The sequence below is a fragment of the Kitasatospora cineracea genome, from assembly GCF_003751605.1.
Lineage (GTDB): Bacteria > Actinomycetota > Actinomycetes > Streptomycetales > Streptomycetaceae > Kitasatospora > Kitasatospora cineracea.
Genome location: NZ_RJVJ01000001.1, coordinates 2033742 through 2059087 on the forward strand (window position 1 = coordinate 2033742; position 25346 = coordinate 2059087).

21 protein-coding genes and 2 pseudogenes are annotated in these 25346 nt (G+C 72.6%); 5 read left to right on the plus strand and 18 right to left on the minus strand.

The window, feature by feature from the left end; translation table 11 throughout:
* Positions 1-175: 175 nt before the first annotated feature.
* Positions 176-1282 (plus strand): threonine aldolase family protein, encoded by a 1107-nt coding sequence (locus EDD39_RS09340; protein ID WP_123554753.1) that lies wholly within the window; start codon positions 176-178, stop codon positions 1280-1282.
* Between the two features lie 72 nt (positions 1283-1354).
* Here the strand turns inward: EDD39_RS09340 and EDD39_RS09345 are convergent, their stop codons facing one another.
* Positions 1355-3700: an immune inhibitor A domain-containing protein gene (locus tag EDD39_RS09345; RefSeq protein WP_425269668.1), complete on the minus strand. Its 2346-nt coding sequence runs from the start codon at positions 3698-3700 to the stop codon at positions 1355-1357.
* Positions 3701-4070: 370 nt separating this feature from the next.
* The gene (locus EDD39_RS09350) at positions 4071-6590 is read right to left on the minus strand and encodes an ATP-dependent Clp protease ATP-binding subunit (protein ID WP_123554757.1); all 2520 of its coding nucleotides are present in this window, start codon (positions 6588-6590) and stop codon (positions 4071-4073) included.
* A 466-nt stretch (positions 6591-7056) separates the two neighbouring features.
* Between EDD39_RS09350 and EDD39_RS09355 the strand changes: the two genes are divergently transcribed.
* Positions 7057-7488, plus strand: a complete 432-nt coding sequence (locus EDD39_RS09355; protein ID WP_123554759.1) for a hypothetical protein — start codon at positions 7057-7059, stop codon at positions 7486-7488.
* Positions 7489-7510: 22 nt separating this feature from the next.
* Here EDD39_RS09355 and EDD39_RS09360 read toward each other — a convergent pair whose 3' ends face one another.
* The 15 genes and pseudogenes from EDD39_RS09360 to EDD39_RS09425 all read right to left on the minus strand — a co-directional run bounded on the left by EDD39_RS09360 (position 7511) and on the right by EDD39_RS09425 (position 21587).
* Positions 7511-7867 carry a histone-like nucleoid-structuring protein Lsr2 gene (locus EDD39_RS09360; RefSeq protein WP_030908334.1) on the minus strand — a complete coding sequence of 119 codons (357 nt, stop codon included), beginning with the start codon at positions 7865-7867 and terminating at the stop codon, positions 7511-7513.
* Between the two features lie 104 nt (positions 7868-7971).
* Positions 7972-8499 carry an amino-acid N-acetyltransferase gene (locus EDD39_RS09365; protein WP_030457897.1) on the minus strand — a complete coding sequence of 176 codons (528 nt, stop codon included), beginning with the start codon at positions 8497-8499 and terminating at the stop codon, positions 7972-7974.
* 11 nt (positions 8500-8510) lie between these two features.
* On the minus strand, positions 8511-8903 hold the full coding sequence (locus EDD39_RS09370) for a BlaI/MecI/CopY family transcriptional regulator (RefSeq protein ID WP_030457896.1): 393 nt from the start codon (positions 8901-8903) through the stop codon (positions 8511-8513).
* Between the two features lie 103 nt (positions 8904-9006).
* A complete protein-coding gene (locus tag EDD39_RS39460; RefSeq protein WP_030908340.1) occupies positions 9007-9159 on the minus strand; it encodes a hypothetical protein in 153 nt (50 codons plus the stop codon).
* A gap of 2 nt (positions 9160-9161) precedes the next feature.
* A pseudogene (gene lysX, locus EDD39_RS09375) lies at positions 9162-10748 on the minus strand (bifunctional lysylphosphatidylglycerol synthetase/lysine--tRNA ligase LysX); the annotation flags it as partial.
* 133 nt (positions 10749-10881) lie between these two features.
* A complete protein-coding gene (locus EDD39_RS09380) occupies positions 10882-12561 on the minus strand; it encodes a hypothetical protein (protein ID WP_123554763.1) in 1680 nt (559 codons plus the stop codon).
* A 188-nt stretch (positions 12562-12749) separates the two neighbouring features.
* Positions 12750-13421: a hypothetical protein gene (locus tag EDD39_RS09385; RefSeq protein ID WP_341869293.1), complete on the minus strand. Its 672-nt coding sequence runs from the start codon at positions 13419-13421 to the stop codon at positions 12750-12752.
* 191 nt (positions 13422-13612) lie between these two features.
* Complete coding sequence (locus EDD39_RS09390) at positions 13613-14410, minus strand: type III pantothenate kinase (RefSeq protein ID WP_014136518.1); 798 nt, start codon at positions 14408-14410, stop codon at positions 13613-13615.
* A gap of 23 nt (positions 14411-14433) precedes the next feature.
* Entirely contained in the window at positions 14434-15405 is a 972-nt protein-coding gene (gene nadC, locus EDD39_RS09395) for a carboxylating nicotinate-nucleotide diphosphorylase (protein ID WP_123554768.1), read from the minus strand.
* Between the two features lie 52 nt (positions 15406-15457).
* Complete coding sequence (locus tag EDD39_RS09400) at positions 15458-17071, minus strand: L-aspartate oxidase (protein ID WP_030457890.1); 1614 nt, start codon at positions 17069-17071, stop codon at positions 15458-15460.
* Between the two features lie 16 nt (positions 17072-17087).
* The gene (gene panD / locus EDD39_RS09405) at positions 17088-17537 is read right to left on the minus strand and encodes an aspartate 1-decarboxylase (RefSeq protein ID WP_030457889.1); all 450 of its coding nucleotides are present in this window, start codon (positions 17535-17537) and stop codon (positions 17088-17090) included.
* A gap of 98 nt (positions 17538-17635) precedes the next feature.
* Positions 17636-18541 carry a pantoate--beta-alanine ligase gene (gene panC, locus EDD39_RS09410; RefSeq protein WP_123554770.1) on the minus strand — a complete coding sequence of 302 codons (906 nt, stop codon included), beginning with the start codon at positions 18539-18541 and terminating at the stop codon, positions 17636-17638.
* Positions 18477-19452: pseudogene (locus EDD39_RS09415) on the minus strand (Rossmann-like and DUF2520 domain-containing protein); the annotation flags it as partial. The gene panC and the pseudogene EDD39_RS09415, both read right to left, overlap by 65 nt.
* A 219-nt stretch (positions 19453-19671) precedes the next feature.
* A complete protein-coding gene (locus EDD39_RS09420) occupies positions 19672-20361 on the minus strand; it encodes a response regulator (RefSeq protein WP_123554774.1) in 690 nt (229 codons plus the stop codon).
* A 14-nt stretch (positions 20362-20375) separates the two neighbouring features.
* Complete coding sequence (locus tag EDD39_RS09425) at positions 20376-21587, minus strand: sensor histidine kinase (RefSeq protein WP_123554776.1); 1212 nt, start codon at positions 21585-21587, stop codon at positions 20376-20378.
* 105 nt (positions 21588-21692) lie between these two features.
* On the opposite strand from EDD39_RS09425, the gene EDD39_RS09430 reads away from it, so the two are divergent.
* Complete coding sequence (locus EDD39_RS09430) at positions 21693-22697, plus strand: SAM-dependent methyltransferase (RefSeq protein WP_123554778.1); 1005 nt, start codon at positions 21693-21695, stop codon at positions 22695-22697.
* Positions 22698-22712: 15 nt separating this feature from the next.
* The gene (locus tag EDD39_RS09435; protein WP_123554779.1) at positions 22713-23876 is read left to right on the plus strand and encodes an NADH-quinone oxidoreductase subunit D; all 1164 of its coding nucleotides are present in this window, start codon (positions 22713-22715) and stop codon (positions 23874-23876) included.
* Between the two features lie 10 nt (positions 23877-23886).
* On the opposite strand, the gene EDD39_RS09440 is transcribed toward EDD39_RS09435, so the two are convergent.
* Positions 23887-24744, minus strand: a complete 858-nt coding sequence (locus EDD39_RS09440; protein WP_123554781.1) for a DUF3109 family protein — start codon at positions 24742-24744, stop codon at positions 23887-23889.
* Positions 24745-24964: 220 nt separating this feature from the next.
* On the opposite strand from EDD39_RS09440, the gene EDD39_RS09445 reads away from it, so the two are divergent.
* Entirely contained in the window at positions 24965-25309 is a 345-nt protein-coding gene (locus EDD39_RS09445; RefSeq protein ID WP_123554783.1) for a WXG100 family type VII secretion target, read from the plus strand.
* Positions 25310-25346 lie beyond the last annotated feature (37 nt).

The window sequence follows — 25346 nt, forward strand, 5'->3', positions numbered from 1 at the left end:
CAAACCTCCTATCCCGGGTCGTATGTCGGAAATGTGCTGTGAGCAGCGCCACCGGGAACCGCCCGGTTTGGGCCCGAACCGCCCCGGGTAGAACAGCGCTTCGAACCAGCTGCACCATCCGATCCACCCGCCCCCGCCGCTCGGTCGGGGAATCCCCGTCGGAGATGATCAGCTGATGAACGACACCCCTGTTCAGGACCGCCGTTTCCGGGCCCGCCGCCAGGCCGGCCGGCTGCTCTCCGGCGGCCGACCGCAGACCGTCCGCGAAGCGCTCGCCGACCTGGCCGGCCTGGCCGACGGCCCGCTCACCCCGGACGAGCCGGTCGACATGTACGGCAACGGCATCGTCCGCACCCTGGAGCGCCGCACCGCCGAGCTGCTCGGCAAGCCCGCCGCCGCCTACTTCCCCACCGGGACGATGGCCCAGCAGGCCGCCCTGAAGACCTGGGCCGACACCCACGGCCCGGTGGTCGGCATGCACCCGCTCGCCCACCCCGAGCGCCACGAGCGCCGCGCCCACCAGGTGCTGTCCGGTCTGCGCAGCGTCCCGCTGACCGGCGCGCCCCGGCTCCCCACCGCCGCCGAACTGGCCGTCCTGGACGAGCCGTACGACGTGCTGATGCTGGAACTGCCGCTGCGTGACGCCGGCTTCCTGCTGCCCGACTGGGCCGAGCTGGAGGCGCTGTACGACCTGGCCGAACGGCAGGGCCGCCCGGTCCACCTGGACGGTGCCCGGCTCTGGGAGTCCGCCCCGCACCTGGGCCGCACCCTGCCGGAGGTCTGCGCCCGGGCCGGCTCGGTGTACGTCTCCTGCTACAAGTCGCTCGGCGGCCACAGCGGCGCCCTGGTGGCCGGCGAGGAGGAGTTCGTCCGCCGGCTCAGGGTCTGGCGGCACCGCTACGGCGGCAACCTCTGGCAGCAGTGGCCGGCGGTGCTCTCCGCGCTGGCCGGGCTGGACCGCGAGCTGCCCCGGCTGCCCGGGTACGTGGCGCACGCCAAGGTGGTCGCCGCCGCGCTCGCCGAGGCCCCGGGCGCCCGGGTGCACCCCGCGCCGCCGCACACCCACCAGTTCCAGTTCTGGCTGCCGCACCCCGCCGAGCTCCTCGACGAGGCCGGCCTGCGGCAGGCCGAGGAGCAGGGCGTCGCGCTGTTCGGCGGCTGGCGCGAGCCGGGCCCGCAGCCCGGCCTGTCGATGACCGAGGTGACGGTCGCCGCCGACGCCGCCGGGTGGAGCGCCAAGGAGGTCACCGCGGCGCTGCAGGACTTCCTCGCCCTGCTCTGACCGGCCGGGCACGCGGGAGGGCCCCGGCGGTTCGGAAACCGCCGGGGCCCTCGTCGTGCTACCGATCAGGCGTCACTTCCGGACGGGAGAGACCTTGATCATGGCTTCCAGGTCGTCGTGGGACTGCCATAGCACCTCGATCTGGGTGCGGGTGTCCGGGACCTGGACGCTGCTGTACTGGTTGTCCGCGGACCAGTACTTGGTGGTGTGGTCGTTGAAGACCGTCACACCACGCGAGCTCGGGATCTTGGTGAGCGCGTCGGCCTTGTGCAGCTTCAGGCCGTCGGTGCGGTCGGAGCCGAAGGTCGCGTCGTAGGACTGGAAGCGCGGACGCATCAGCGTGCCGTCGTTCCACTTCAGCGGCGCCGGGTGGGCGTCGACCGGCAGGATCAGGCCCTGGCCCGGGTGGTTGAACACGTTGTTGTCGGACTGCGAGGAGTCCCACAGCCAGATCAGGATGCCGTTCTGGTTGGCGTAGTGCTCCACCCAGTCCGGACGGGCGGCCGAGCCGAAGTTGTACGGGCCGGTCTTCAGCGTGGTGTCGAACGAGACGTACTGGCGGTTCTCGACCAGGTAGTGCTGGTCGTAGTCCTTGGAGAACTTGCCGGAGATCCGGGAGAAGCCGGTCGCGGTCCAGCCGTTGTCGCCGTTCTCGGCGCCGTCGGTGAACAGGGCCGCGCCGTCCGCGGTCACCGCGATGTTGTCCAGGGCCAGGCCCTTGTAGTGGACGCCGCCGTCGGTGGTGTTGTGGAAGCGGACCTTGACGGCCTTGCCGGCGTACGCGTCCAGCGGGAAGGACAGGTCGCCCCAGGCGCCGTTCGAGGTGCCGTTGATCGCGTTGTCCGGCAGCGCGGCGCCGTTGAAGGTGCCGGCCAGCGCGGTCCAGTTCTTGCCGCCGTCGGTGGAGACCTCGGCGTACGCGTAGTCGTAGTCCGTCTCCAGCTCGAACCAGGCCTTGGCGGTCAGCGTGGCCGAGGTCTTGCCGGTCAGGTCGACGTCACGGGCCAGCGAGACGTTCAGGTCGTCGGCGCTGCCGCTCCACCACTCGTTGCCACCCTCGAACGGGGAGTTGATCTCGGTGGTGACGGTCTTCGGCGGCAGGTTGACGACCAGGCCCTGCTTGCGCTTGGTGTTGTACTCGACCGGGCCGAGCAGCGACAGCGAGGTCTGGCCCGCCTTGGCGGTGTCGTAGTTCAGCCAGCCCAGCTTGAGCTTCGACCAGACGTCGAGGTCGTTCGGCATGTCGCCGATCTCGTTCTTGCCCTCGCCCAGCCAGGAGCCGGAGGACATCAGCGACCAGAAGCCGACCGAGTTGTCGACGCCCTGGCCGGTGGTGTCGTACAGGTCCGGCAGGCCCAGGTCGTGGCCGTACTCGTGGGCGAACACGCCCAGGCCGCCGTTCTCCGGCTGCATGGTGTAGTCGCCGACCCACAGGCCGGTGGCGCCGATCTGGGTGCCGCCGAGCTTGTTGTCGTCCGGGCCGGTCTTGCCCGCCTGGTTGGCGTACGCGTACGAGCGGTGCGCCCACAGCGCGTCGGTGCCCTGCACGCCGCCGCCGGCCGACTGGTCCTCACCGGCGTGGACGATCTGGAAGTGGTCCAGGTAGCCGTCCGGCTCGTTGAAGTTGCCGTCGCCGTCGTAGTCGTAGCGGTCCCACTGGTCGTACTGCGCCAGGTCGGCCTTGATCTGGGCGTCGGTGCGGCCCTTGGCCTTCTGGTCGGCGACCCAGGCGTCGATGCCGTCGCGGATCAGGTCCTGCGCGTTGGCGCAGACGTGCTGGCCGCAGTAGTCCGAGCCGTAGCGGGCCTCGTTCCACGGCACCCGCACCCAGTCGGTGACCAGGCCGTCGACCGAGTACCGGCCGGAGGACTGGCGCTCGTAGTACGTCTTCAGCGAAGGCTTGTCCTTCGCGAAGTAGATGTCCTGGTAGTGCGCCTGGTTGTAGTCCGCCTGCCAGGCCGTCGAGTTGTCGTTCTTGCGGTCCGGGGCGGCGATCTGGTTGCGCGCCGGGCCGGGGGTGCCGCCGTACTTGACCTTGCCGTCGGCGGTCTTGGTGGTGGTGTCCACCTGGTCGCCGAAGTCGACGAGGATCGTGAAGATCTTGTCGGTGCGCTCGCGGGACAGCTCGACGTACTTGTCGCGGCCCAGCTTGATCGAGGAGCCGCTGCCGTGCTGCTCGACCTTCGCGGTCCCGTTGACCAGCTGCTCCACCGCGGCGGTCTGCTCGGCCTGCTGCTTGTCGGCCAGCGGGCTCTGGAGCTCACGCGGAACGCTGTCGTTCTGGACGGCGTCGGCCGGGTCGGTGATCGTCGTGGTCGCCGGGGCGGCGGTGGCCGTCCCCGGGAGCATTCCGGCGCCGAGCGCGGCGGTCACCGCGACGGCGGCGGAAGCCGCGACAGCCCTCTTGGTTATTTTCAACGTGGTGACGTCCTCCCCTTACCGGTGGGGCTGATGGCCTGACCGGTGAACCAATGCAAGACAGGTGGACGACATTTGACCCAAGGTCCGGTAAAAAAGAAAGACCTTGACCGGGCCATGGCCACGCCGCTATGCTCCCGCAACCCGGTTCGCCTGACGGATCGTCAACCTACCTGCGGGGCCGGGCCGCCAAGGGCCGATCGTGCCCGCACTTCGCCGCGGTCCACCCGTTCGGCGGCCCGCCGGGCCCGTATTCACAGCACACGGAAACCTAAACAGTTTTTCAACTGAAAAGCGGGGCGCCGAAAAGCCTCCGCCCCCGACCTGAACAGGTCGGGGGCGGAGGCTTGCCGAGCGCTTTGCGGCGCTATTACTTCGTCAGATCCGGGCCGGCCGCCGAGACCGCCGCCGGAGTGTCCGCCACCGGGGACTTCTCCTCGCCGCGGAAGGTGAACTTGGCTTCCTTGCCCTCGCCCTCCACGCCGACGACCACGATGTGGCCCGACCGCAGCTCACCGAACAGGATCTTCTCGGACAGGTGGTCCTCGATCTCCCGCTGGATCGTGCGGCGCAGCGGACGCGCGCCCAGGATCGGGTCGTAGCCCCGCTTGGCCAGCAGGCTCTTGGCCTCCGGGCTGAGCTCGATGCCCATGTCCCGGTCCTTCATCCGCTGGTCGACCCGGGCGATCATCAGGTCGACGATCTCGATGATGTTCGCCTCGGACAGCTGGTGGAAGACCACGATGTCGTCGACGCGGTTGAGGAACTCGGGGCGGAAGTGCTGCTTGAGCTCCTCGCCGACCTTCGCCTTCATCCGCTCGTAGCCGGCCTGGACGTCACCCGTGGCCGCGAAGCCCAGGTTGAAGCCCTTGGAGATGTCCCGGGTGCCGAGGTTGGTGGTCATGATGATGACCGTGTTCTTGAAGTCCACGACCCGGCCCTGGGAGTCGGTCAGGCGACCGTCCTCCAGGATCTGCAGCAGCGAGTTGAAGATGTCCGGGTGGGCCTTCTCGACCTCGTCGAAGAGGACGACCGAGAACGGCTTGCGGCGCACCTTCTCGGTGAGCTGGCCGCCCTCCTCGTAGCCCACGTACCCGGGCGGGGAGCCGAACAGCCGCGAGACGGTGTGCTTCTCGGAGAACTCGGACATGTCGAGCGCGATCAGCGCGTCCTCGTCCCCGAACAGGAACTCCGCCAGGGTCTTGGACAGCTCGGTCTTACCGACACCGGACGGGCCAGCGAAGATGAACGAACCGCCGGGGCGCTTCGGGTCCTTCAGGCCGGCACGGGTGCGGCGGATCGCCTGGGAGAGCGCCTTGATGGCGTCCTCCTGGCCGATGACCCGCTTGTGCAGCTCGTCCTCCATGCGCAGCAGGCGCGAGGACTCCTCCTCGGTCAGCTTGAAGACCGGGATGCCGGTGGCGGTGGCCAGGACCTCGGCGATGAGCTCCTCGTCCACCTCGGCCACGACGTCCATGTCGCCGGCCTTCCACTCCTTCTCCCGCTTGGCCTTCGCCTGGAGCAGCTGCTTCTCGTTGTCGCGCAGCGACGCGGCCTTCTCGAAGTCCTGCGCGTCGATCGCGGACTCCTTCTCCCGGCGCACGTCGGCGATCTTCTCGTCGAACTCGCGCAGGTCCGGCGGCGCGGTCATCCGGCGGATGCGCATCCGGGAACCGGCCTCGTCGATCAGGTCGATCGCCTTGTCCGGCAGGAAGCGGTCCGAGATGTACCGGTCGGCCAGGGTGGCGGCGGCGACCAGGGCGGCGTCGGTGATCGAGACGCGGTGGTGCGCCTCGTACCGGTCGCGCAGGCCCTTGAGGATCTCGATGGTGTGCGGGAGCGAGGGCTCGGCGACCTGGATCGGCTGGAAGCGGCGCTCCAGCGCGGCGTCCTTCTCCAGGTGCTTGCGGTACTCGTCCAGCGTGGTGGCGCCGATGGTCTGCAGCTCACCGCGGGCCAGCATCGGCTTCAGGATGGAGGCGGCGTCGATCGCGCCCTCGGCGGCGCCCGCACCGACCAGGGTGTGCAGCTCGTCGATGAACAGGATGATGTCGCCGCGGGTGCGGATCTCCTTGAGCACCTTCTTCAGGCGCTCCTCGAAGTCACCGCGGTAGCGCGAGCCGGCCACCAGGGCGCCGAGGTCCAGCGTGTAGAGCTGCTTGTCCTTCAGCGTCTCCGGGACCTCGCCCTTGACGATCGCCTGGGCCAGGCCCTCGACCACGGCGGTCTTGCCGACGCCGGGCTCGCCGATCAGCACCGGGTTGTTCTTGGTGCGGCGGGACAGCACCTGCATGACCCGCTCGATCTCCTTCTCGCGCCCGATCACCGGGTCGAGCTTGGCCTCGCGGGCGGCCTGCGTCAGGTTGCGGCCGAACTGGTCGAGCACCAGGGAGGTGGACGGGGTGCCCTCGGCCGGGCCGCCGGCCGTGGCCGACTCCTTGCCGCTGCCGGCCTGGTAGCCCGACAGCAGCTGGATCACCTGCTGGCGCACCCGGTTCAGGTCGGCGCCGAGCTTCACCAGGACCTGGGCGGCGACGCCCTCGCCCTCGCGGATCAGGCCGAGCAGGATGTGCTCGGTGCCGATGTAGTTGTGGCCGAGCTGGAGGGCCTCGCGGAGCGACAGCTCCAGGACCTTCTTCGCCCGGGGGGTGAAGGGGATGTGGCCGGACGGGGCCTGCTGGCCCTGGCCGATGATCTCCTCCACCTGCTGGCGGACCGCCTCGAGCGAGATGCCGAGGCTCTCCAGCGCCTTTGCGGCGACACCCTCGCCCTCGTGGATCAGGCCCAGGAGGATGTGCTCGGTGCCGATGTAGTTGTGGTTGAGCATCCGGGCTTCTTCCTGTGCCAGGACGACAACCCGCCGCGCGCGGTCGGTGAACCTCTCGAACATCGTTAATCGCTCCTCAGAGCGGTCGGTCAGTTCGGGGGCCGTCCCCGCCCTGTCCTTCCGCATGCTAGTCCCGCTCAGCAGCGCGGCTACGGAACTCCCACGGAGCGGGAGCAACATGCTGCGCGACCAGCCGACACCTTTCCCAACCTGATGCTGGGAGACGGTGTTCCCAGCGGCGGGCCCGATGCACCGGATCCCGCTACGCCAACGGCGAACACGGTCCGGTGGAACCGGATCACCGGTCCCGCGACGTGCTGCGGCCGGGCTCCTGCGACCCCGTCCACCAGCATTCATACCCGGTAATCCGGCGGGTTTCGCGCGGTTTCCGCGGGGTGCGTGTTCGCCTGGCGAGAAGTCTGCCGACCCGGGACCGGGGGTGACGGACCGTCAGGTCGGCCGCGGGGGGCGTACCGCCGTCCCGGTGGCGGTCGCGTGACCGCCCGACCCCTCCAGCGTTGCACAGGTCGTGACCCGTCCGCTGCCCGCCGCCCCCGCCGCACCCCGTGCGGCCGCCGGCTGGCGCGGCTCGGACCGGGTGGTGGCGCCGCTGGGGCCCGCGCGGGCCGCGCTGGGCCGCCTGGAGCGGCTGGGCCGCGCCACCGGGCCGGTGCTGCGGCAGGCCGACCGGGCCGTCTTCCTGCTCGCCCCCGGGGCCGCCGAGCCGGTGCCCGACCTGCTCCACTGGCTCGGCTGGGGCCCGGAGCTGCGGCTGCCGATCGAGGCCCGCGCGGCGCACCCGGGCGACCCCCGGGTGCCCGAGCCGCGGACCGCCGACTGGCTGCGGGCCGGGGCGCCGCGCCCCGCCCTGGACCTGCGCTCGCCCGACCTGCTCCGCCTGCTGGACGCCCTGGCGGACGCCTGCGCGCGGGAACGGCTGGGCCTGCCGCCCGCCCGCTGAGGGCCCCGCCGGGGCCCGCGGGTCAGGACGCGTTGGCCTTCTCGTACGCCTCGCGCACGTTGCTCGGGACGCGGCCGCGGTCGTTGACCGGGAGGCCGTTCTCCTTCGCCCAGGTGCGGATCTTGGCGGTGTCGGCCTGGCCGGCCGCCGCGGACCGCCCGGTGCTCCGGCCGCTGCCGCCGCGACGCGGGGCGGTGAGCCGGCCGCTCTGCTTGCGGCCCTTCTCGACGTACGGGGCGAGCAGGACGCGGAGCTTCTCCGCGTTGTCGCTCTTCAGGTCGATCTCGTAGGCCACACCGTCCAGGGCGAACGTCACCGTCTCGTCCGCGGATCCGCCGTCGAGATCGTCTTCCAGAATGACCTGAACCCTCTGTGCCACGGGCTTCCCTTTCCGCGATAACGGTCCATTGCCTAGAGAAAGGAAAGCGTCTTTTCCCGGAAAACACAAACCCCTGTGTCGCCGGTCGCGCCGCGGGGCATGACTCAGAGGTGCAGCAGCATGCGCGAGTTGCCCAGCGTGTTCGGCTTCACCCGCTCCAGGTCGAGGAACTCGGCGACGCCTTCGTCGTACGAGCGCAGGAGTTCTTCATAGACTTCTGTGGCCACGGCCGCCGGGTCTGCCGTACGATCGTCGTTTTCGCCGATCTCGACGAACCCGTGTTTCGAGAAGAACGGAACCTCGAACGTCAGGCAGAAAATCCGACGGACGCCGAGCCAGCGCGCGGTCTCCAGCAGCTTGTCCAGCAGCCGGTGCCCGATGCCGAGGCCCTTGCAGACCGGATCCACCGCGAGGGTGCGGACCTCGGCGAGGTCCTCCCACATCACGTGGAGCGCGCCGCAGGCCACCACCCCGCCGTCCTGGTCGCGTTCGGCGACCCAGAACTCCTGGACGGATTCGAACAGGGTGACGGTGGGCTTGTCGAGCAGAATGCCGTCGCGGGAGTACGCGTCGATGAGCCGACGGATGGCGCGCACGTCGGTGGTCCGCGCACGGCGGATGGTGACCTCCATGGCGGGGAACGTTATCGTGCCGCGGGGGGCCCGGTCTCCTCGGTATCGACGCCCGCCACCCGCAGCGCGTCGCGCAACCACTCGCGCTGTTCCGGCGACATCATCCCGAAGAAGTGCACCAGGGCGGCCGCCGGATTGTCGCTCGTCGCCCAGGCGTCGTTCATCAGCGCGGCGGTGTACGCCTCGCGCGAGGAGACCGGCTCATATCGGTATGCGCGCCCCGCGCGCTCCCGGCGCACCCAGCCCTTTCGGTAGAGCTTGTCGAGCACCGTCATCACGGTGGTGTACGCGATTTCGCGTTCCGCCCGCAGATCCTGCAGAACCTCCCGAACCGTGACCGGGCGGTTCCACTGCCACACCCGGGTCATGATGTCGTTCTCGAGTTCTCCGAGTTGCCGCACCATAGTGCCGCCAAGGATAGGACCGATGCGGACAAAAGGCGGCAAACGGCAAACGCGGCGGCGCGCCGTTCCCCGGAGGGGGAACGGCGCGCCGCCGCGGATACCGCTATTCGGCGGAGGAACGCGCCGCCATGGCCTCGGCCACGGCGTCCTCCTTCGACTTCTGGGCGCCGCCCTGGCTGCGGATGATGGCCCGCACCAGGAAGGCGAAACCGATCGCCATGACCAGCGGCGGGACGATCGCGCTGACGTACTCCACGGTTACTCCTCGGTGGTGTCGGACTCGGCCGCGTCTGCGGCCTCCTCGCTCTTCACGGCCTTTTCCGCCCGCTCCGCCTTCTCGGGCTTCACCAGCGGGAAGAGCACCGTCTCGCGGATGTTCTTGCCGGTGAGCAGCATGATCAGGCGGTCCACGCCCAGGCCGAGGCCGCCGGTGGGCGGCATCGCGTACTCCAGGGCGCGCAGGAAGTCCTCGTCCACCTGCATCGCCTCGACGTCGCCGCCGGCCGCCAGCAGGGACTGCGCGGTGAGCCGGGCGCGCTGCTCGACCGGGTCGATCAGCTCCGAGTAGGCGGTGCCCAGCTCGGTGCCGAAGATCACCAGGTCCCACTTCTCGGCGACGCCCTCGATCGAGCGGTGCTGCCGGGTCAGCGGGGAGACCGAGGTCGGGTAGTCCTTGATGAAGGTCGGCTTGATCGCGTGGTGCTCCAGCAGGCGCTCGATCAGCTCCAGGACGATCTGGCCGTGGTCCCAGTTCGGGTCCAGGTACTGGTCCAGGTCGTGCTCCACGGCCAGCTTCCGCAGCTCCTCCACGGAGGTGGCGGGGGTGACCTCGGTGCCCAGGTGCGCGGAGATGCCCGGGTAGACCGAGACCTCCTGCCAGGGCTCGGCCAGGTCGATCTCGTGCTCGGTGCCGTCCGGGCCGACGCCCTTGACCACGGTGGTGCCCAGCGCGTCCCGGGCGGCGTTGACGACGATCGCCCGGATCAGCTCGGCCTGGGTGTCGTAGTCGCCGTACGCCTCGTACGACTCCAGGGCGGTGAACTCCGGGTTGTGGGTGGCGTCCGCGCCCTCGTTGCGGAAGTTCCGGTTGATCTCGAAGACCTTCTCGGCGCCGCCGACCACCAGGCGCTTGAGGTACAGCTCGGTGGCGATGCGCAGGTACAGGTCGATGTCGTACGCGTTGATGTGCGTCACGAACGGGCGGGCGTTGGCGCCGCCGTGGATCGGCTGCAGCATCGGGGTCTCGACCTCGAGGTAGCCGCGGTCCTCGTAGGTGCGGCGGATCGAGCGGATCACCTTGGTGCGCAGCTGCAGCATCTCGCGCGCCTCGGGGTTCACGATCAGGTCGACGTAGCGCTGGCGGACCCGGGCCTCCGGGTCGCTCAGGCCCTTGTGCTTGTCCGGCAGCGGGCGCAGGCACTTGGCGGTCAGCTCCCAGCGGTCGACCATCACGCTGAGCTCGCCGCGCTTGGAGGTGATCACCTCGCCCTCGACGCCGACCTGGTCGCCGAGGTCGATGTCGCCCTTCCAGGCGGCCAGCCGCTCGGCGCCGAGCTTGTCCAGGGACAGCATCACCTGGAGGTCGCCGGAGCCGTCGCGCAGGGTGGCGAAGCAGAGCTTGCCGCCGGTGCGGGCCAGGACCACCCGACCGGTGATGCCGACCCGCTCGCCGGTGGCGGTGTCCGGGGCCAGGTCGGGGTGCTTGGCGCGCAGGTCGGCGATGGTGGAGGTGCGGGGGAAACCGACCGGGTACGGGTCGATGCCGGCCGCCCGGAGCCGGTCCAGCTTCTCGCGCCGGACGCGCATCTGCTCGGGAAGGTCGTCGGTCGCGGGGAGAGTGCTCTGATCGCTCACCCCACCAGGGTAGCCAGGCTCACGGGCCGCTCCGCCACGGGATATCGGGCGGCGCGCGCCGGGGGCGCCGGACGCACCGGGGCACCGGCCCGCCGGAGCGGCGGACCGGTGCCCCGGCGGAGGTTCAGCCGCGCGCGCCGGCCTTGCGGCGGCGGGCGGCGACGAGCACGCCGCCGCCGAGCGCGATGGCGCCCAGACCGAGGCCGACCGCGGTGCCGGCGCCCTGGCCGCCGCCGGTGGAGGCCAGGCCGCCGCCGGTGTACGAGCCGCCGCCGGTGCTGCCACCGGTGCCCGGGGCACCGCTCGCGCTCGGGGACGGGGCGGCCGAGGCGGTGCCCGGAGCGGGCGTGGCCGGGGCGGACGGGGTGGAGCCGCCGGGCTCGGCGGTGGCCGACCGGCTCGGCTGCGGGGACGACGTGCCGGTGGAGGCCTCGCCGCCGAGGGCGACGGTCACCACGTCGTTGGCCTTGTCCGGGTCCCAGGGCTTGCCGCTCTCCTGGTTGTCCTCGCCGAGCGACGGCAGGCTCACCGTGGCGGAGAGCTTCGCGGCCGGGTCGGCCTGGACGGTGAAGTCGAAGGAGGCCCGGTAGCCGTTCCTGATGTAGGGCGTGGTGCCGCAGTCGAAGCTGTTGACCGTCGCGTCGGTGCTGGTGGGGTAGCAGTTGTCCGGCTTCTGCAGCACCTTGGCCTGCGCGGGCAGCGCGACCCGGACCCGGGCCGGGTAGGAACCGCTGCGCCAGTCGATCGACGCGGGGCCGTTGTTGACCATGCCGGCGGTCAGCTTGCCCTGCTGCTTGCCGGCCTCGGGGGTCCAGCTGCCGGAGGCGACGAAGTCGGCGGTGTTCGGGACGGTCGCCTGCAGCATCATGCTGTTGTAGCGCTCGAAGTCGATCACCCCGTTGGGGCCGCTGCTCACCGGCGCGTCGAAGGCGACCAGCGGGGGAGCGGAGGCCGGGCCCGGGGTGAAGTGGAACTTGCCCAGCCAGCCGCTCAGGTCCGGTGCGGCCGTGGCCACGGTGATCTCCTCGTCCGCGTAGTACGCGTCGGCGTTGACCGTGAAGCCGATCGGGGTCAGCGTCACCGTCTTGCCGGCCTCCACCGTCGCCGGGAGGGCGCAGATCGCCACGTCGGTCCCGTCGTTGGTGGCGTACTTGCAGTTGGAGAACTGCGACTGGAGGGAGAACCCCGTCCCGCCGACGAAGGTGAGGTAGAGCTGGGAGGCGGTCAGCTGGCCCTTGTTGGTGATCTTGACCAGCGGCTTCCAGACGTCGCCGGGCTTGAGACCGGTGGTGGCCGGGATGTCATTGACCACCACGTTGCTGCCGCCGAGGGTCACCTTGGTGTCGGCGGAGGCGGTCACGCCGTCGAACACGGCCGTGGTGTGCAGGACGGCGGAACTGCCCGCGGGGCGGGCGGTTCCGGCGGGGGCGTACAGGTAGAGGTCCAGCTCCTGCGTGCCGCCGTACATGGACAGCGCGTCGCAGGTTAGTACCTTGTCAGCGGTCTTGCAGCTGCTGTTGGACAGGGTGGAGACCGAGGCGATGCCCTCCAACGGGGCCAGGTCGATGGTGATCCGGCCCATGGCGGCTGCCGGGTGGTTGGAGAGCGTCAGGTCCAGCTGGACCCGGGTCGAGTTGCTGCCGTGGTCCGGGGCGGTGGAGTCCGGGTCGACCGCGACGGCGTCGGGGGCCTCGATCTTCAGCGTGCTGTCGGCCGCGTGCGCGGCCGGGACGGCGGCGCCGCCCAGGGCGAGCGCGGCGAGGGCGGTGGCGAGCCCGAGCGAACGGGAGCGCGAAGTGCGCATGATCCCCCCAAAGGGTTCCGTGTGCACGGTGTGTGCGGGAAGACCCTAGGGTGCGTTTCCAGCCATCGAGAGTGCTCGAACCGGACACTTCGGGGCAGGGATGTTCGTATCAGATCGAATCTTTATCAAAACGTTGGCAAACGGAGCGGGCCCCCTCCGGAGGAGGGGGCCCGCGGGTTGACGGGGTGTCAGCCGTCGGTGCCGGTGGCGAGTTCCGGGCGGTCCTCGTCGGCCGGGGGGTCCTGGTGCGGGGCGGTGCGGGTGCGGCGGCCGAACAGTTCGGCCGGGGTGGGCATCCGGCGCGGGCGGGGCCGGTCGGCCGGGTGCGGGGGCTGCTGCTGGTCGCTCATCGGGAACCGTCCTCCAACGGGGGTGGCGGGCTGGGGTTCGGGCGCCGGGCTCGGCACCGCCGCGAGGTGCCGCTGCCCGGAGCCCAGGGAGAGCCGCTCGCGGACCTCGGCCTCGGCGAGCGCGTGGCAGCGCCCGGCGAGCCGGGAGCGGCGGGCCTGTTCGGGCGGGCCGCAGGGTTGGCGGGAGAGCGAGCGCAGCGCCGAGAGGTCCTCGGCGGTGGGCAGGTAGCCGTCGGTGACGGCCTCCTCCAGGCGGTCCAGGTAGCCCGCGGCGCTGCCCGGCAGGGCGGCGCGGTAGCGGGCCAGGTCGGTGAGCATGAAGGCGCGCAGCCGCCCGCCCTCCTGGACCGCCTCGTCGATGGACTCGGTCAGCCGGAGCGCGTCCTGGACGTCCTCGGCCCACAGTTCGCCGGTCGCGGTGGTCACCGGGAGCCGGTCGGGCGCGGCCGGGTAGAGGGCTTGGGCGAGGACACGGCGCAGCACCCGGACTTCATCGGCGCTGAAGGCCATGCCGCCGCGCGATCCGTGTGGCGTTGGCATGGGTCGACAGTACGTGTCGTACGTCCGACTTATGGCGATTGATGACGTGTTTGTCCCGATTGGCCTATGAGATGGTGCATCCGGGGCGGGCCCGGGAACGCGGCGGGCCCCGGACCTCGCGGCGAGGTCCGGGACCCGGGGCGGGCGGGGCCGACGGGGCGTCAGGCCGCGGTGGCCGGGCGGTTGCGCTCGAAGATCAGGCGCAGGCCGATCAGGGTCAGCCAGGGCTCGTGCACGTCGATCGAGTCGGCCTCGCCGAGGACCAGCGGGGCCAGGCCGCCGGTGGCGATCACCTGGACGTCGTTCGGGTCCTTGGCGAGCTCCTTGGCCATCCGGTTGACCAGGCCGTCCACCTGCCCGGCGAAGCCGTACAGGATGCCCGACTGCATGCCCTCGACGGTGTTCTTGCCGATCACGTTGCGCGGGCGGGCCAGCTCGATCTTGCGGAGCATCGCGGTGCGGCCGCCCAGGGCGTCCACCGAGATCTCGATGCCCGGGGCGATCGCGCCGCCCACGTAGTCGCCGCGCGCGTTGATCGCGTCGAAGGTCGTCGCGGTGCCGAAGTCGACCACGATGCACGGGCCGCCGTACAGGTGGTTGGCGGCCAGCGCGTTGACGATCCGGTCCGCGCCGACCTCCTTCGGGTTGTCCATCAGCACGTGCACGCCGGTCTTCACGCCCGGCTCGACGATCACCGCCGGGACGTCCCCGTAGTAGCGGCGGGTCACCTCGCGCAGCTCGTGCAGGACCGCCGGGACGGAGGAGCAGATCGCCAGGCCGGCCACCCGGTCGTCCGCCGAGACGATCGGGTGGGCGCCCATCAACCCCTGGAGCAGGACCGCGAGTTCGTCCGCGGTGCGGCGCGGGTCGGTGGAGATCCGCCAGTGCTCGACGATCTCCTCGCCGTCGAACAGGCCGAGCGTGGTCTGGGTGTTGCCGACGTCGATGGTGAGGAGCATGGGGCGCTTTCTGCTTCGAAGGGTCAGGAGCTGCGGAGGTCCAGGCCGATGTCGAGGATCGGCGCGGAGTGCGTCAGGGCGCCGACGGCCAGGTAGTCGACACCAGTCTCGGCGACCTCGCGCGCGGTGGCCAGGGTCAGGCCGCCGGAAGCCTCCAGCTTCGCCCGGCCCGCGACCAGGGCGACGGCCTCGCGCAGCTGCCCGGTGGAGAAGTTGTCCAGCAGGATCAGGTCCGCGCCGGCCGCCAGGACGGGCTCGATCTGCTCGATCGTGTCGACCTCGATCTCGATCGGCAGCTCCGGGAACGCCTCCCGGACGGCGGTGAACGCCTCGGCGACGCCGCCCGCGGCGACCACGTGGTTGTCCTTCACCAGCGCCGCGTCGGACAGCGCCATCCGGTGGTTGGCGCCGCCGCCGGCCCGCACCGCGAACTTCTCCAGCGCGCGCAGGCCCGGGGTGGTCTTGCGGGTGTCGCGGACCACCGCGCCGGTGCCCTCCAGGGCGTCCGCCCAGGCCCGGGTCGCGGTCGCGATGCCGGACAGGTGGCAGAGCAGGTTCAGCGCCGAGCGCTCGGCGGTGAGCAGGTCCCGGGTGCGGCTGCGCACCGAGAGCAGCACCTGGCCGGGGGCGACGAGTTCGCCGTCCTCGACGTGCCGCTCGACCTCGAACTCCTCCTCGCAGACCAGCGAGACGACGGCCTCCGCGACCCGCAGGCCGGCCACCACGCCCGCCTGCCGGGCGGTGAAGTCGGCGGTGGCGACGGCCTCGGCGGGGACGGTCGCCACCGAGGTGACGTCCTCGCCGCCGGCCAGGTCCTCGGACAGGGCCATCATCGCCACGTCCTCCACCTCGATCGGGTCCAGCCCGGCGTCCTCCAGCAGCGCGGCGAGCGCCGGGTCGAGCCCGGTCTCGTACTCCTCGCCCTCGCCGCACGCGCAGCCGTCGCCGCAGCCGCCGGACTCGGTGGACAGGAGGGGGAGTTCGGAGTGGGACATGGTGGCTGGGCTCCAGGTTTCGGCGGGACGGGAGGGCGGGGGGAGGGGGACGTCAGTCGGCGAGGGGGTGGACGACGTGGCGGTGCCAGTGGACGTCGTCGCGGTCGGGGAAGTCCTCGCGCCAGTGGCAGCCGCGGGTCTCCTGGCGGAGGGCGGCGGCGGTGGTGAGGGCGGTGGCGACCTGGTGGAGGTTGGTGGCCTCCCAGGTCTCCACGGAGGGGTCGGCGGGGTGGTCCGGGTCGGCCAGGGCGGCCAGACCCTTGGCGGTGGCGGCCAGCGAGTCCGCGGAGCGGATCACGCCCGCGCCGGACGTCATCAGGTGCTGGATCCCGCCGCGGGCCGTGTCGGGCAGCAGCGGCACCGGCGTCGCGGCGTGCGCCGCGTCGGTGGTGACGGTGCGGGCCGGGAGCTTGCCGGCGGCGTTCAGCGCGGCCAGGTCGGCGGCGATCCGCTCGGCGAAGACCAGGCCCTCCAGCAGCGAGTTGGAGGCCAGCCGGTTGGCGCCGTGCACGCCGGTGCAGGCCACCTCGCCGCAGGCGTACAGGCCCGGGACGGTGGTGCGGCCGTGCAGGTCGGTGCGGACGCCGCCGGAGGCGTGGTGAGCGGCCGGGGAGACCGGGATCGGCTCGGTGACCGGGTCGATGCCGTGCGCCCGGCAGGCGGCCAGGATGGTGGGGAAGCGGTGCTCCCACATCTCGGCGCCGAAGTGCCGCCCGTCCAGGTACATGTGCCGGGTGCCCTGGGCGTGCATCCGGCGGATGATCGCCTTGGCGACGATGTCGCGCGGGGCGAGCTCGGCCAGTTCGTGCTGGCCGACCATGAAGCGGACGCCGTCCGCGTCGACCAGGTGGGCGCCCTCGCCGCGGACCGCCTCGGAGACCAGCGGCTGCTGGCCCTGCGCGTCCGGGCCGAGGAACAGCACGGTCGGGTGGAACTGGACGAACTCCAGGTCGGTGACCTCGGCGCCGGCCCGCAGGGCGAGCGCGATGCCGTCGCCGGTGGAGACCGCCGGGTTGGTGGTGGCCGAGAAGATCTGGCCCATGCCGCCGGTGGCCAGCACCACGGCGCGGGCCAGGATCGCGCCGACGCCGTCGCGCTGGCCCTCGCCCATCACGTGCAGGGTGACGCCGGAGGCGTGGCCGTCGGCGTCGGTGAGCAGGTCCAGGACCAGGGCGTGCTCGATCAGTTCGAGGCCCGGGTCGGCCTCGACGGCGGCGACCAGGGCGCGCTCGATCTCGGCGCCGGTGGCGTCGCCGCCGGCGTGCGCGATCCGGCGGCGGTGGTGGCCGCCCTCGCGGGTCAGCACGATCTCGCCGTCCGCGTCGAGGTCGAACTCGGCGCCGGTCTCGATGAGTCGGCGCACCGCGTCCGGGCCCTCGGTGACCAGGGCGCGCACCGCCTCCTCGTCGCACAGCCCGGCGCCGGCGACCAGGGTGTCCTGCAGGTGCTGCTCGGGGGTGTCGCCCTCGCCCAGGGCGGCGGCGATGCCGCCCTGGGCCCAGCGGGTGGAGCCCTCGTCCAGCACCGCCTTGGTGACCACCATGGCCCGCAGGCCGGCCTTGCGGGCGTTGAGCGCGACGGTGAGCCCGGCCACGCCGGAGCCGATCACGACCACGTCGGTGCTCGTGGTCCAGCCGGGGGCGGGGGCGGTCAGGCGGTGCGACATGGGTTCAGCTGCTCCTTCAGCGCGCGGCGGCGTCGGCCGCGCCGTTCGGACCACCGTACGCGGCGTCGCCGCGCAGCAGTCCGCTGCCCTCGGGGGCGTCCGCGGGGTCGCCGCCGAGGCCGGTGACCCGGTTGTGCCCGTCGACGAAGACCACCTTCGGGAGGTAGGACTTGGCCTCGGCGGTGTCCATCTGCCCGTAGGCGATCAGGATCACCAGGTCGCCGGGGTGGACCAGGCGGGCGGCGGCGCCGTTGATGCCTATGACGCCCGAGCCGCGCGGGCCGGCGATGGTGTAGGTCTCCAGCCGGGCTCCGTTGTTGATGTCGACGATGTGGACCAGCTCTCCGGGGAGCAGGTCCGCGGCGTCGAGCAGGTCCTCGTCGACCGTGACCGACCCGACGTAGTGCAGGTCGGCCTGGGTGACGGTGGCACGGTGGATCTTGGACTTGAGCATGGTGCGGAGCATGGGTCACGCCTCCTGTGAGTGCATGCCTGAGGGTGCTGGTACCGGGAGGGGAGGGGCGGGCGGGCCCTCGGGAGGTCCGACCGCCCCGGGTGTCCGGGCTAGCGGACGATGACGCTCACGTTGTCGATCAGCCGGGTCGAGCCGACCCGGGCCGCGACGGCGAGCACCGCCTCGCCCTGGAAGTCGTCCGGCGCCTCGGTGAAGGACAGCGGGTCGACCAGGGCCAGGTAGTCGGGGGAGACGCCGTCCGCGCCCTCGAGCACGGCGGCGGCCGCCTCGCGGACGGCCTTCGGGCCCTGCGCGCCGGCGTCCCGGCCGGCGAACAGGGCGCGGGAGAGGGCGAGCGCCTGGACGCGCTCGGCCCCGGAGAGGAAGCGGTTGCGGGAGGACAGCGCCAGGCCGTCCTCCTCGCGGACGGTCGGGACGCCGACCACCTCCACGTCGAAGTCCAGGTCGGCGACCATCCGGCGGACGATCGCCAGCTGCTGGGCGTCCTTCTCGCCGAACACCGCGAAGTCCGGGTCGGTGATGTGCAGCAGCTTGGCGACCACGGTCAGCATCCCGTCGAAGTGGCCCGGCCGGGAGGCGCCCTCGAAGCCCTCGCCCATCGGGCCCGCGGAGAGCCGCACCAGCGGTTCGCCGTTCGGGTACATCTCGTCCACGGACGGGGCGAACACCACGTCCGCGCCCATCTCCTCGGCCAGCGCGACGTCCTCGTCCAGGGTGCGCGGGTAGCGGTCCAGGTCCTCGCCGGCGCCGAACTGCAGCGGGTTCACGAAGACCGTCACCGCGACCCGGCCGTCCTTGCCGACCTGGCGGCGGGCCTCGCGCACCAGCGCCGCGTGGCCCTCGTGCAGCGCGCCCATGGTCATCACCACGGCGTTGTCCACCGGCTGCTCGTCCGGCCAGAACGCGGCCTCGAACTCGTCCACGGTGCGGGTCAGCACCGCCTTGCGGACCTTCGCCGCCTTCGGGGCCTTCGCCGGGCGCCTGTCGCGTGCCATCAGTGCTTCTCCTCGTTCAGTACGTCCAGCAGCGCCGCCGCCGGCTCCGGCTTCAACGTGCCGTTGGCCACCGCGCGCTGGGCGGTGGCCCTCGCCATCGCCCGGTACGCCTGGCCGATGTCCGGGGTCACCGTAGCGAGTCGGCCCAGGTGCGTGCGCACCGTCCCGACGTCACCGCGGGCCACCGGGCCGGTCAGTGCCAGGTCGCCCGAGCGCAGCGCGTTGTCCAGGGCCGCGCCCAGCAGCGGGCCGAGCAGCTGGCCGGGCTCGGCGACGCCCGCCGTGCGGAGCAGCTCCATCGCCTGCGCGACCAGGGTGACCAGGTGGTTCGCGCCGTGCGCGAGGGCCGTGTGGTAGAGCGGCCGGACCTCCTCGGGGATCCAGACCGGCTCGCCGCCCATCTCCACCACGAGCGCCTCGGCGACCGGGCGGAGCTCCTCCGGGGCGGTCACCCCGAACGGGCAGCCGGCCAGCCGGGCCACGTCCACGGAGGTGCCGGTGAAGGTCATCGCCGGGTGCAGCGCCAGCGGCAGCGCGCCCGCGCGGGTGGCCGGCTCCAGGACGGCCACGCCGTGCGCGCCCGAGGTGTGCACGAGCAGCTGGCCGGGGCGGACGGCGCCGGTCGAGGCCAGGCCCTGCACCAGGTCGGGCAGGGCGTCGTCCGGGACGGTCAGCAGCACCAGGTCCGCCGCCGCCATCACCTGCGGCGGCGTCACCAGGCGCACCCCCGGCAGCAGGGCCTCGGCGCGGCGGCGGGACGCGGTGGAGACGCCGGACGCGGCGACGACGCGGTGGCCCGCGAGCTGCAGGGCGGCGCCCAGGGCGGGGCCGACGCGGCCGGCGCCGACGACGCCGACGGTGAGCCGGGCGGGGCGGTTACCGGGGTCGGAGGGGTCTCCGAAGTCGGGCAGCACTCTTCCGTTCCAGTCCTCTAGGGGTACCAGACGTACCGGTCAATGGTACGAGGCTTTTCCGCGGGCGCGGACGGTGCGGGCAGACGCGGGGCGGGCGGGTGCGGAGGCGGTGCGGCGGGGTGCGTGGCCGGGCGCGCAGTTCCCCGCGCCCCTGGCGGGGCTGAGGAAGAGGCGGCGGGGGTGGGTGCGCCCGGGCAGGGGGAGCGGCCGCCCCCGTCAGGGGGTTTCGCCGGCGCGGACGAGGCCGTTCTCGTAGGCGAGGACGACGGCCTGGACGCGGTCGCGGAGGCCGAGCTTGGCGAGGATGCGGCCGACGTGGGTCTTGACGGTGGCTTCGGAGAGGACCAGGCGGGCGGCGATCTCGCCGTTGGAGAGGCCCTGGGCGACGAGCAGGAAGACCTCGCGCTCGCGGTCGGTGAGGGGGCCGAGGACGGGGGAGCCGGGAGTGCTGGAGGGGGTGGGGAGGACCTCGGCGAAGCGGTCGATCATGCGGCGGGTGGTGGTGGGGGCGACCACCGCGTCGCCGCCGTGCACCGAGCGGATCGCGGCGACCAGTTCGACGGGCGGGACGTCCTTGAGCAGGAAGCCGGAGGCGCCGGCCTTGAGCGCGGCGAAGGCGTACTCGTCCAGGTCGAAGGTGGTGAGGATGAGGACCCGGGGGGCGTGTTCGAGCGGGGCGCCGTGTTCGTCGAGGCAGATCCGGCGGGTGGCCTGGACGCCGTCGAGGCGGGGCATCCGGACGTCCATCAGGATCACGTCGACCTCGGCGGTGCGCAGCACGTCGAGGGCCTGCTGGCCGTCGCCCGCCTCGGCGGTGATCTCGATGTCGCCCTGCGACTGCAGGACCATCCGGAAGCCGGTGCGCAGCAGTTCCTGGTCGTCGACCAGCATCACGCGGATCGGCATCGGTCGGGCTCCGTTCATTGGGTGGCTTTGAGGGGCAGGACGGCCCGGATCCGGAAACCGCCGCCGGGCCGGGGCCCGACGTCCAGGCTGCCGCTGACCATACCGACGCGCTCGCGCATGCCGATCAGGCCGTGGCCGAGGCCGTCGGTGCCGCCGGAGAGCTGTTCGCGGGTGGAGCCGCGGCCGTCGTCCTCGACCAGGACCTCCAGGTCGCCGTCGCGGAAGTCGACGGCGACCTTGGCCCGGGCGTTCGGGCCGCCGTGCTTGCGGACGTTGGTGAGGGCCTCCTGGACGATCCGGTAGACCGTCAGTTCGAGGCCGCGGGGCAGTTCGCGGACCTCGCCGGTGGCGGTGAACTCGACCGGCAGGCCGGCCGTGCGGACCTGCTCCAGCAGCTCGGGGAGCTCCTCGACGCCGGGCTGCGGCACGTACTCGCCGGCCGTGTCGGCGGTGCGCAGCACGCCGAGCAGGCGGCGCATCTCGGCGAGCGCCTGGCGGCCGGTGGAGGCGATGGTGCCCAGCGCCTCCTTGGCCTGCTGCGGGGAGGAGTCCAGCACGTAGGCGGCGCCGTCGGCCTGGACGATCATCACCGAGACGTTGTGCGCGACCACGTCGTGCAGTTCGCGGGCGATCCGGGCGCGCTCGGCGGCGACCGCGACCTGGGCCTGGGCGTCGCGCTCGCGCTCCAGCCGGGAGGCCCGGTCCTCCAGCTCGACCAGGTACGCGCGGCGGACCCGGGTGAGCCGGCCCCAGGCCCAGCAGAGCACGAACGGGGTGGTCATCAGGGCGGCCAGGAACACCGCCTTGTAGCCGTCCCCGCGCTGCTCGGCGGGCGTCAGCCGCCACAGCGTCAGCGGGCCGGCCGCCAGGCTCGCGACCAGCGCCAGCCGGGACGTCCAGGCGCGGCCGAACGCGGCGCCGGTGTAGCCGAAGACCAGGAAGGCGACGCTGGAGGCGCCGGGGTCGACGCGGAGCGCGACCTGGCCGAGGCCGATCGCCACGGCCGCCGCCGTGGTGGCGTCCGGCCAGCGGCGGCGCACCACCATCAGGGCGGGCAGCGCGCAGGCGACCGCGACGCCGGTGTAGTGCTTCCAGGACGGCATCGGGGCGTCCGGCAGGCCGGTCGACTCGACCGCGGCGAGCACGCCGAGCATCAGCACCAGCAGCGCCCAGGCCGAGTCGACGACCATGGGATGTCGGCGGAGCCAGGCGTTGAGTCGATGCACGGTTCCAGCCTAGGGAGTCCGGGAGGGCGTTCTGCTCCGCCGCGAGGTCGATCCGGGGCTACTCCCCAGGGTGGAGGCGGGGCCGGGCCGGTAACGTCGCCCGCTATGACATGGAAGCGGTGGCGGCCCGCGATCGAACACGCCCTGTACCGGCCCGACGGCGGCTTCTACCGCAGGCCGGAGGGCCCCGCCGGGCACTTCCGCACCTCCGTGCACGCCTCCGCGCGGTTCGCCGCCGCCGTCGCCCGCCTGCTGGCGGGGGTCGACGCGGCGCTCGGCCGGCCGGAGCGGCTGGCCTTCGTCGACGTGGGCGCCGGGCGGGGCGAACTCACCCTGGCGGTGCGGGCGCAGCTGCCCGCCGGGCTGCGCGGACGGGTGGACTTCCGGGCCGTCGAGCTGGCCGACCGCCCGGCCGGGCTGCCCGCGGACGTCGACTGGCGGGCCGAGCCGCCGGCCGGCGTCCGGGGCCTGCTGTTCGCCAACGAGTGGCTGGACAACGTCCCGCTGGACGTCGCCGAGCCCGGCCCGGACGGGCGGCTGCGGTACCTGGAGGTCGCGCCGGACGGGACCGAGCGGGCCGGCGGGCCGCTGGCGGAGGCGGACGCCGCCTGGGCCGGGCGCTGGTGGCCGGACGGGGAGCGGGTCGAGCTGGGCGGGCCGCGGGACGCCGCCTGGGCCGGGGCGGTCGGCGCACTGGAGCAGGGCCTCGCGGTGGCCGCCGACTACGCGCACCTGCGGGCCGCCCGGCCGCCGTTCGGCACCCTGACCGGGTTCCGGGACGGCCGCGAGTGCCCGCCCGTCCCGGACGGCTCGTGCGACCTGACCGCGCACGTCGCGCTCGACGCGGCCGCCGTGCCCGGGCACCCGGCGCTGCTCACCACCCAGCGCGAGGCGCTGCGCGCGCTGGGCGTCAGCGGCGCCCGCCCGCCGCTGGCGCTGGCGAGCAGCGACCCGGCGGCGTACCTGCGGGCGCTGTCCGGCGCCGGGGAGGCGGCCGAGCTGACCGACCCGGGCGGGCTGGGGGCGTTCCACTGGCTGGTCCAGGCCGTCCGCATGCCGGTACCGGACGACCTCGCGGGCCTGCCGGGATGGCAGACTCTCCCCTCGTAGAAGGAGGCGACGGCCATGACGGAGACCACGGTCGGCATCGGCCCGGGCGCGCAGACGCTCCCCGGCGACCCCGGCAGCACCGACATGGTGCTCAACATCGGCCCCCAGCACCCGTCCACGCACGGCGTGCTCCGTCTGAAGCTGGTGCTCGACGGCGAGCGGATCACCAGCGCCGAGCCGGTGATCGGCTACATGCACCGCGGCGCGGAGAAGCTCTTCGAGGCCCGTGACTACCGGCAGATCATCATGCTGGCCAACCGGCACGACTGGCTGTCCGCGTTCGCCAACGAGCTGGGCGTGGTGCTGGCCGTCGAGCGGATGCTCGGCATGGAGGTGCCCGGGCGGGCGGTGTGGCTGCGCACGCTGCTGGCCGAGCTCAACCGGGTCCTCAACCACCTGATGTTCCTCGGCTCCTACCCGCTGGAACTGGGCGGCATCACGCCGATCTTCCACTCCTTCAACGGCCGCGAGGAGCTCCAGCACGTGCTGGAGGAGGCCTCCGGCGGCCGGATGCACTACATGTTCAACCGGGTCGGCGGCCTCAAGGAGGACCTGCCGGCCGGCTGGCTGGGCCGGGTCCGCCGCGCGGTCGGCGTGGTCCGCGGCCAGCTGCCGGTCTTCGAGGACCTCGTCCTCGGCAACGAGATCTTCCGCGGCCGCACCGCGGGCGTCGGCGTGCTCTCCCGCGAGCACGTCCACGCGTACGGCGTCAGCGGGCCGATCGCCCGGGCCAGCGGCGTCGACTTCGACCTGCGCCGCGACGAGCCCTACCTCGCGTACGGGGAGCTGCAGGACGTGCTGAAGGTCGCCGTCCGGGAGGAGGGCGACTGCCTGGCCCGGTTCGAGTGCCTGCTGGAGCAGACCGCCAACGCGCTCGACCTCGCCGACGCCTGCCTGGACCGGCTGGCGGAACTGCCCGCCGGGCCGGTCAACCTGCGGCTGCCCAAGGTGCTCAAGGCCCCCGAGGGCGAGACGTACGCCTGGACCGAGAACCCGCTCGGGCTGAACGGGTACTACCTGGTGTCGCGCGGCGAGAAGACGCCGTGGCGGCTCAAGCTGCGCTCGGCGTCCTTCAACAACATCCAGGCCCTGACCGAACTGCTGCCGGGGACGCTGGTCGCGGACATGGTGGCGATCCTGGGGTCGATGTTCTTCGTGGTCGGCGACATCGACAAGTGACCCGGCCCCGCTAGGCGTTGTCCGCCGGGTGCGGGGCGAGGCGGGTGTCGTGGGCCTTGCAGAGGGCGACCAGCTGGTCGTACGCGGCGGGGCCCATCAGCTCGGTGAGCTCGGGGCGGTAGGAGACGTAGACCGGGTCGGGGGCGTTGTGCGCCTCGGGGGAGCCGGTGCACCACCAGTGCAGGTCGTGGCCGCCGGGGCCCCAGCCGCGGCGGTCGTACTCGCCGATGGAGACCTGCAGGTAGCGGGTGTCGTCGGGGCGGTCGATCCAGTCGTAGGTGCGGCGGACCGGGAGCTGCCAGCAGACGTCGGGCTTGGTCTCCAGCGGCTCCAGGCCCTCGCGCAGGGCGAGGACGTGCAGGGCGCAGCCGGCGCCGCCGGGGAAGCCGGGGCCGTTGAGGAACAGGCAGGCGCCGTTCACCCGGCGGGTCTGGCGGTCGCCGTCCTCGTCGAACATGGTGATGCCGCCGTCGCGGCGGATCCGGCCCCTGGCGTCGGTGCCCTCGGCGTGGTGCTCCCAGATGTCGGGGGTGAGCCGGGCGGCGTGCTCGGCGACGCGCTGCTCGTCGTCCTCGTCGGAGTAGTGGGCGCCGAGGGTGCAGCAGCCGTCGGAGGCGCCGCGGCCGGGCTGGATGCCGTGGCAGCCCTTGCCGAAGATGCAGCCCCAGCGGGAGGTGAGCCAGGTGAGGTCGCAGCGGAACACCTGGTCCTCGTCGGCGGGGTCGGTGAACTCGACCCAAGCGCGCGGGAAGTCGAGGGCGACTTCGCGGACGGTGGGCATCGCCAGGTCGACGACGGGGCCCTTGGCCTTGGCGGCCTTGCCGGGCTTCTTGGTCTTCTTGCTCTTGGTGCTGTCAGCTGGTGCCACCCGGTAAGGGTAGGGCCTGGACGGGCCGGTCCGGGGTGCGGCGGCGCGGCTTTGCCGGTGGTTCGTCCGACTCGGGGAGGTTCGTCCCGGTTCGGGCGGGTGCGAAGGTGAAACGCCTGTGAAAAGCGCCGTCGGCCGGTCGGCGGGGGCCGGGGAGTGGTCCTAGGATGGCCCAGCCGGTAGGTCGGGCGCATGAGCGCCCTTGCACGGGGGAGTGCAGATGGGCGACGAGGTCGTCATCCGGTCGTGGGAACTCCACGGCGAGGGACGTGAGTTCGAGAAGATCTCGGACGAGTTCGGTAGTGCGGCGAAGCAGTTGGAGAGCGGGTTGGCGGCGCTGGGCGCGCCGTGGGGCTCGGACCAGCCGGGACAGCCGTTCGGTACGGCGTACGGCGAGGCCCGGGAGGGCGTGCTGGCCGGGCTGCAGGGGCTGTCGGAGCGGCTGGGCCGGGTCGGTCAGGGGCTGCACACGATGGCGGACCGCAGCGAGCGCACCGACCAGGAGATCAGCGCGGACTTCAACGCGCCCTCGCTGAACCACCCGACCGCAACCGGTCGGGCCTGAACCGGAGTCAGACCACCTGGCGGGCCGCTGCGCGCGC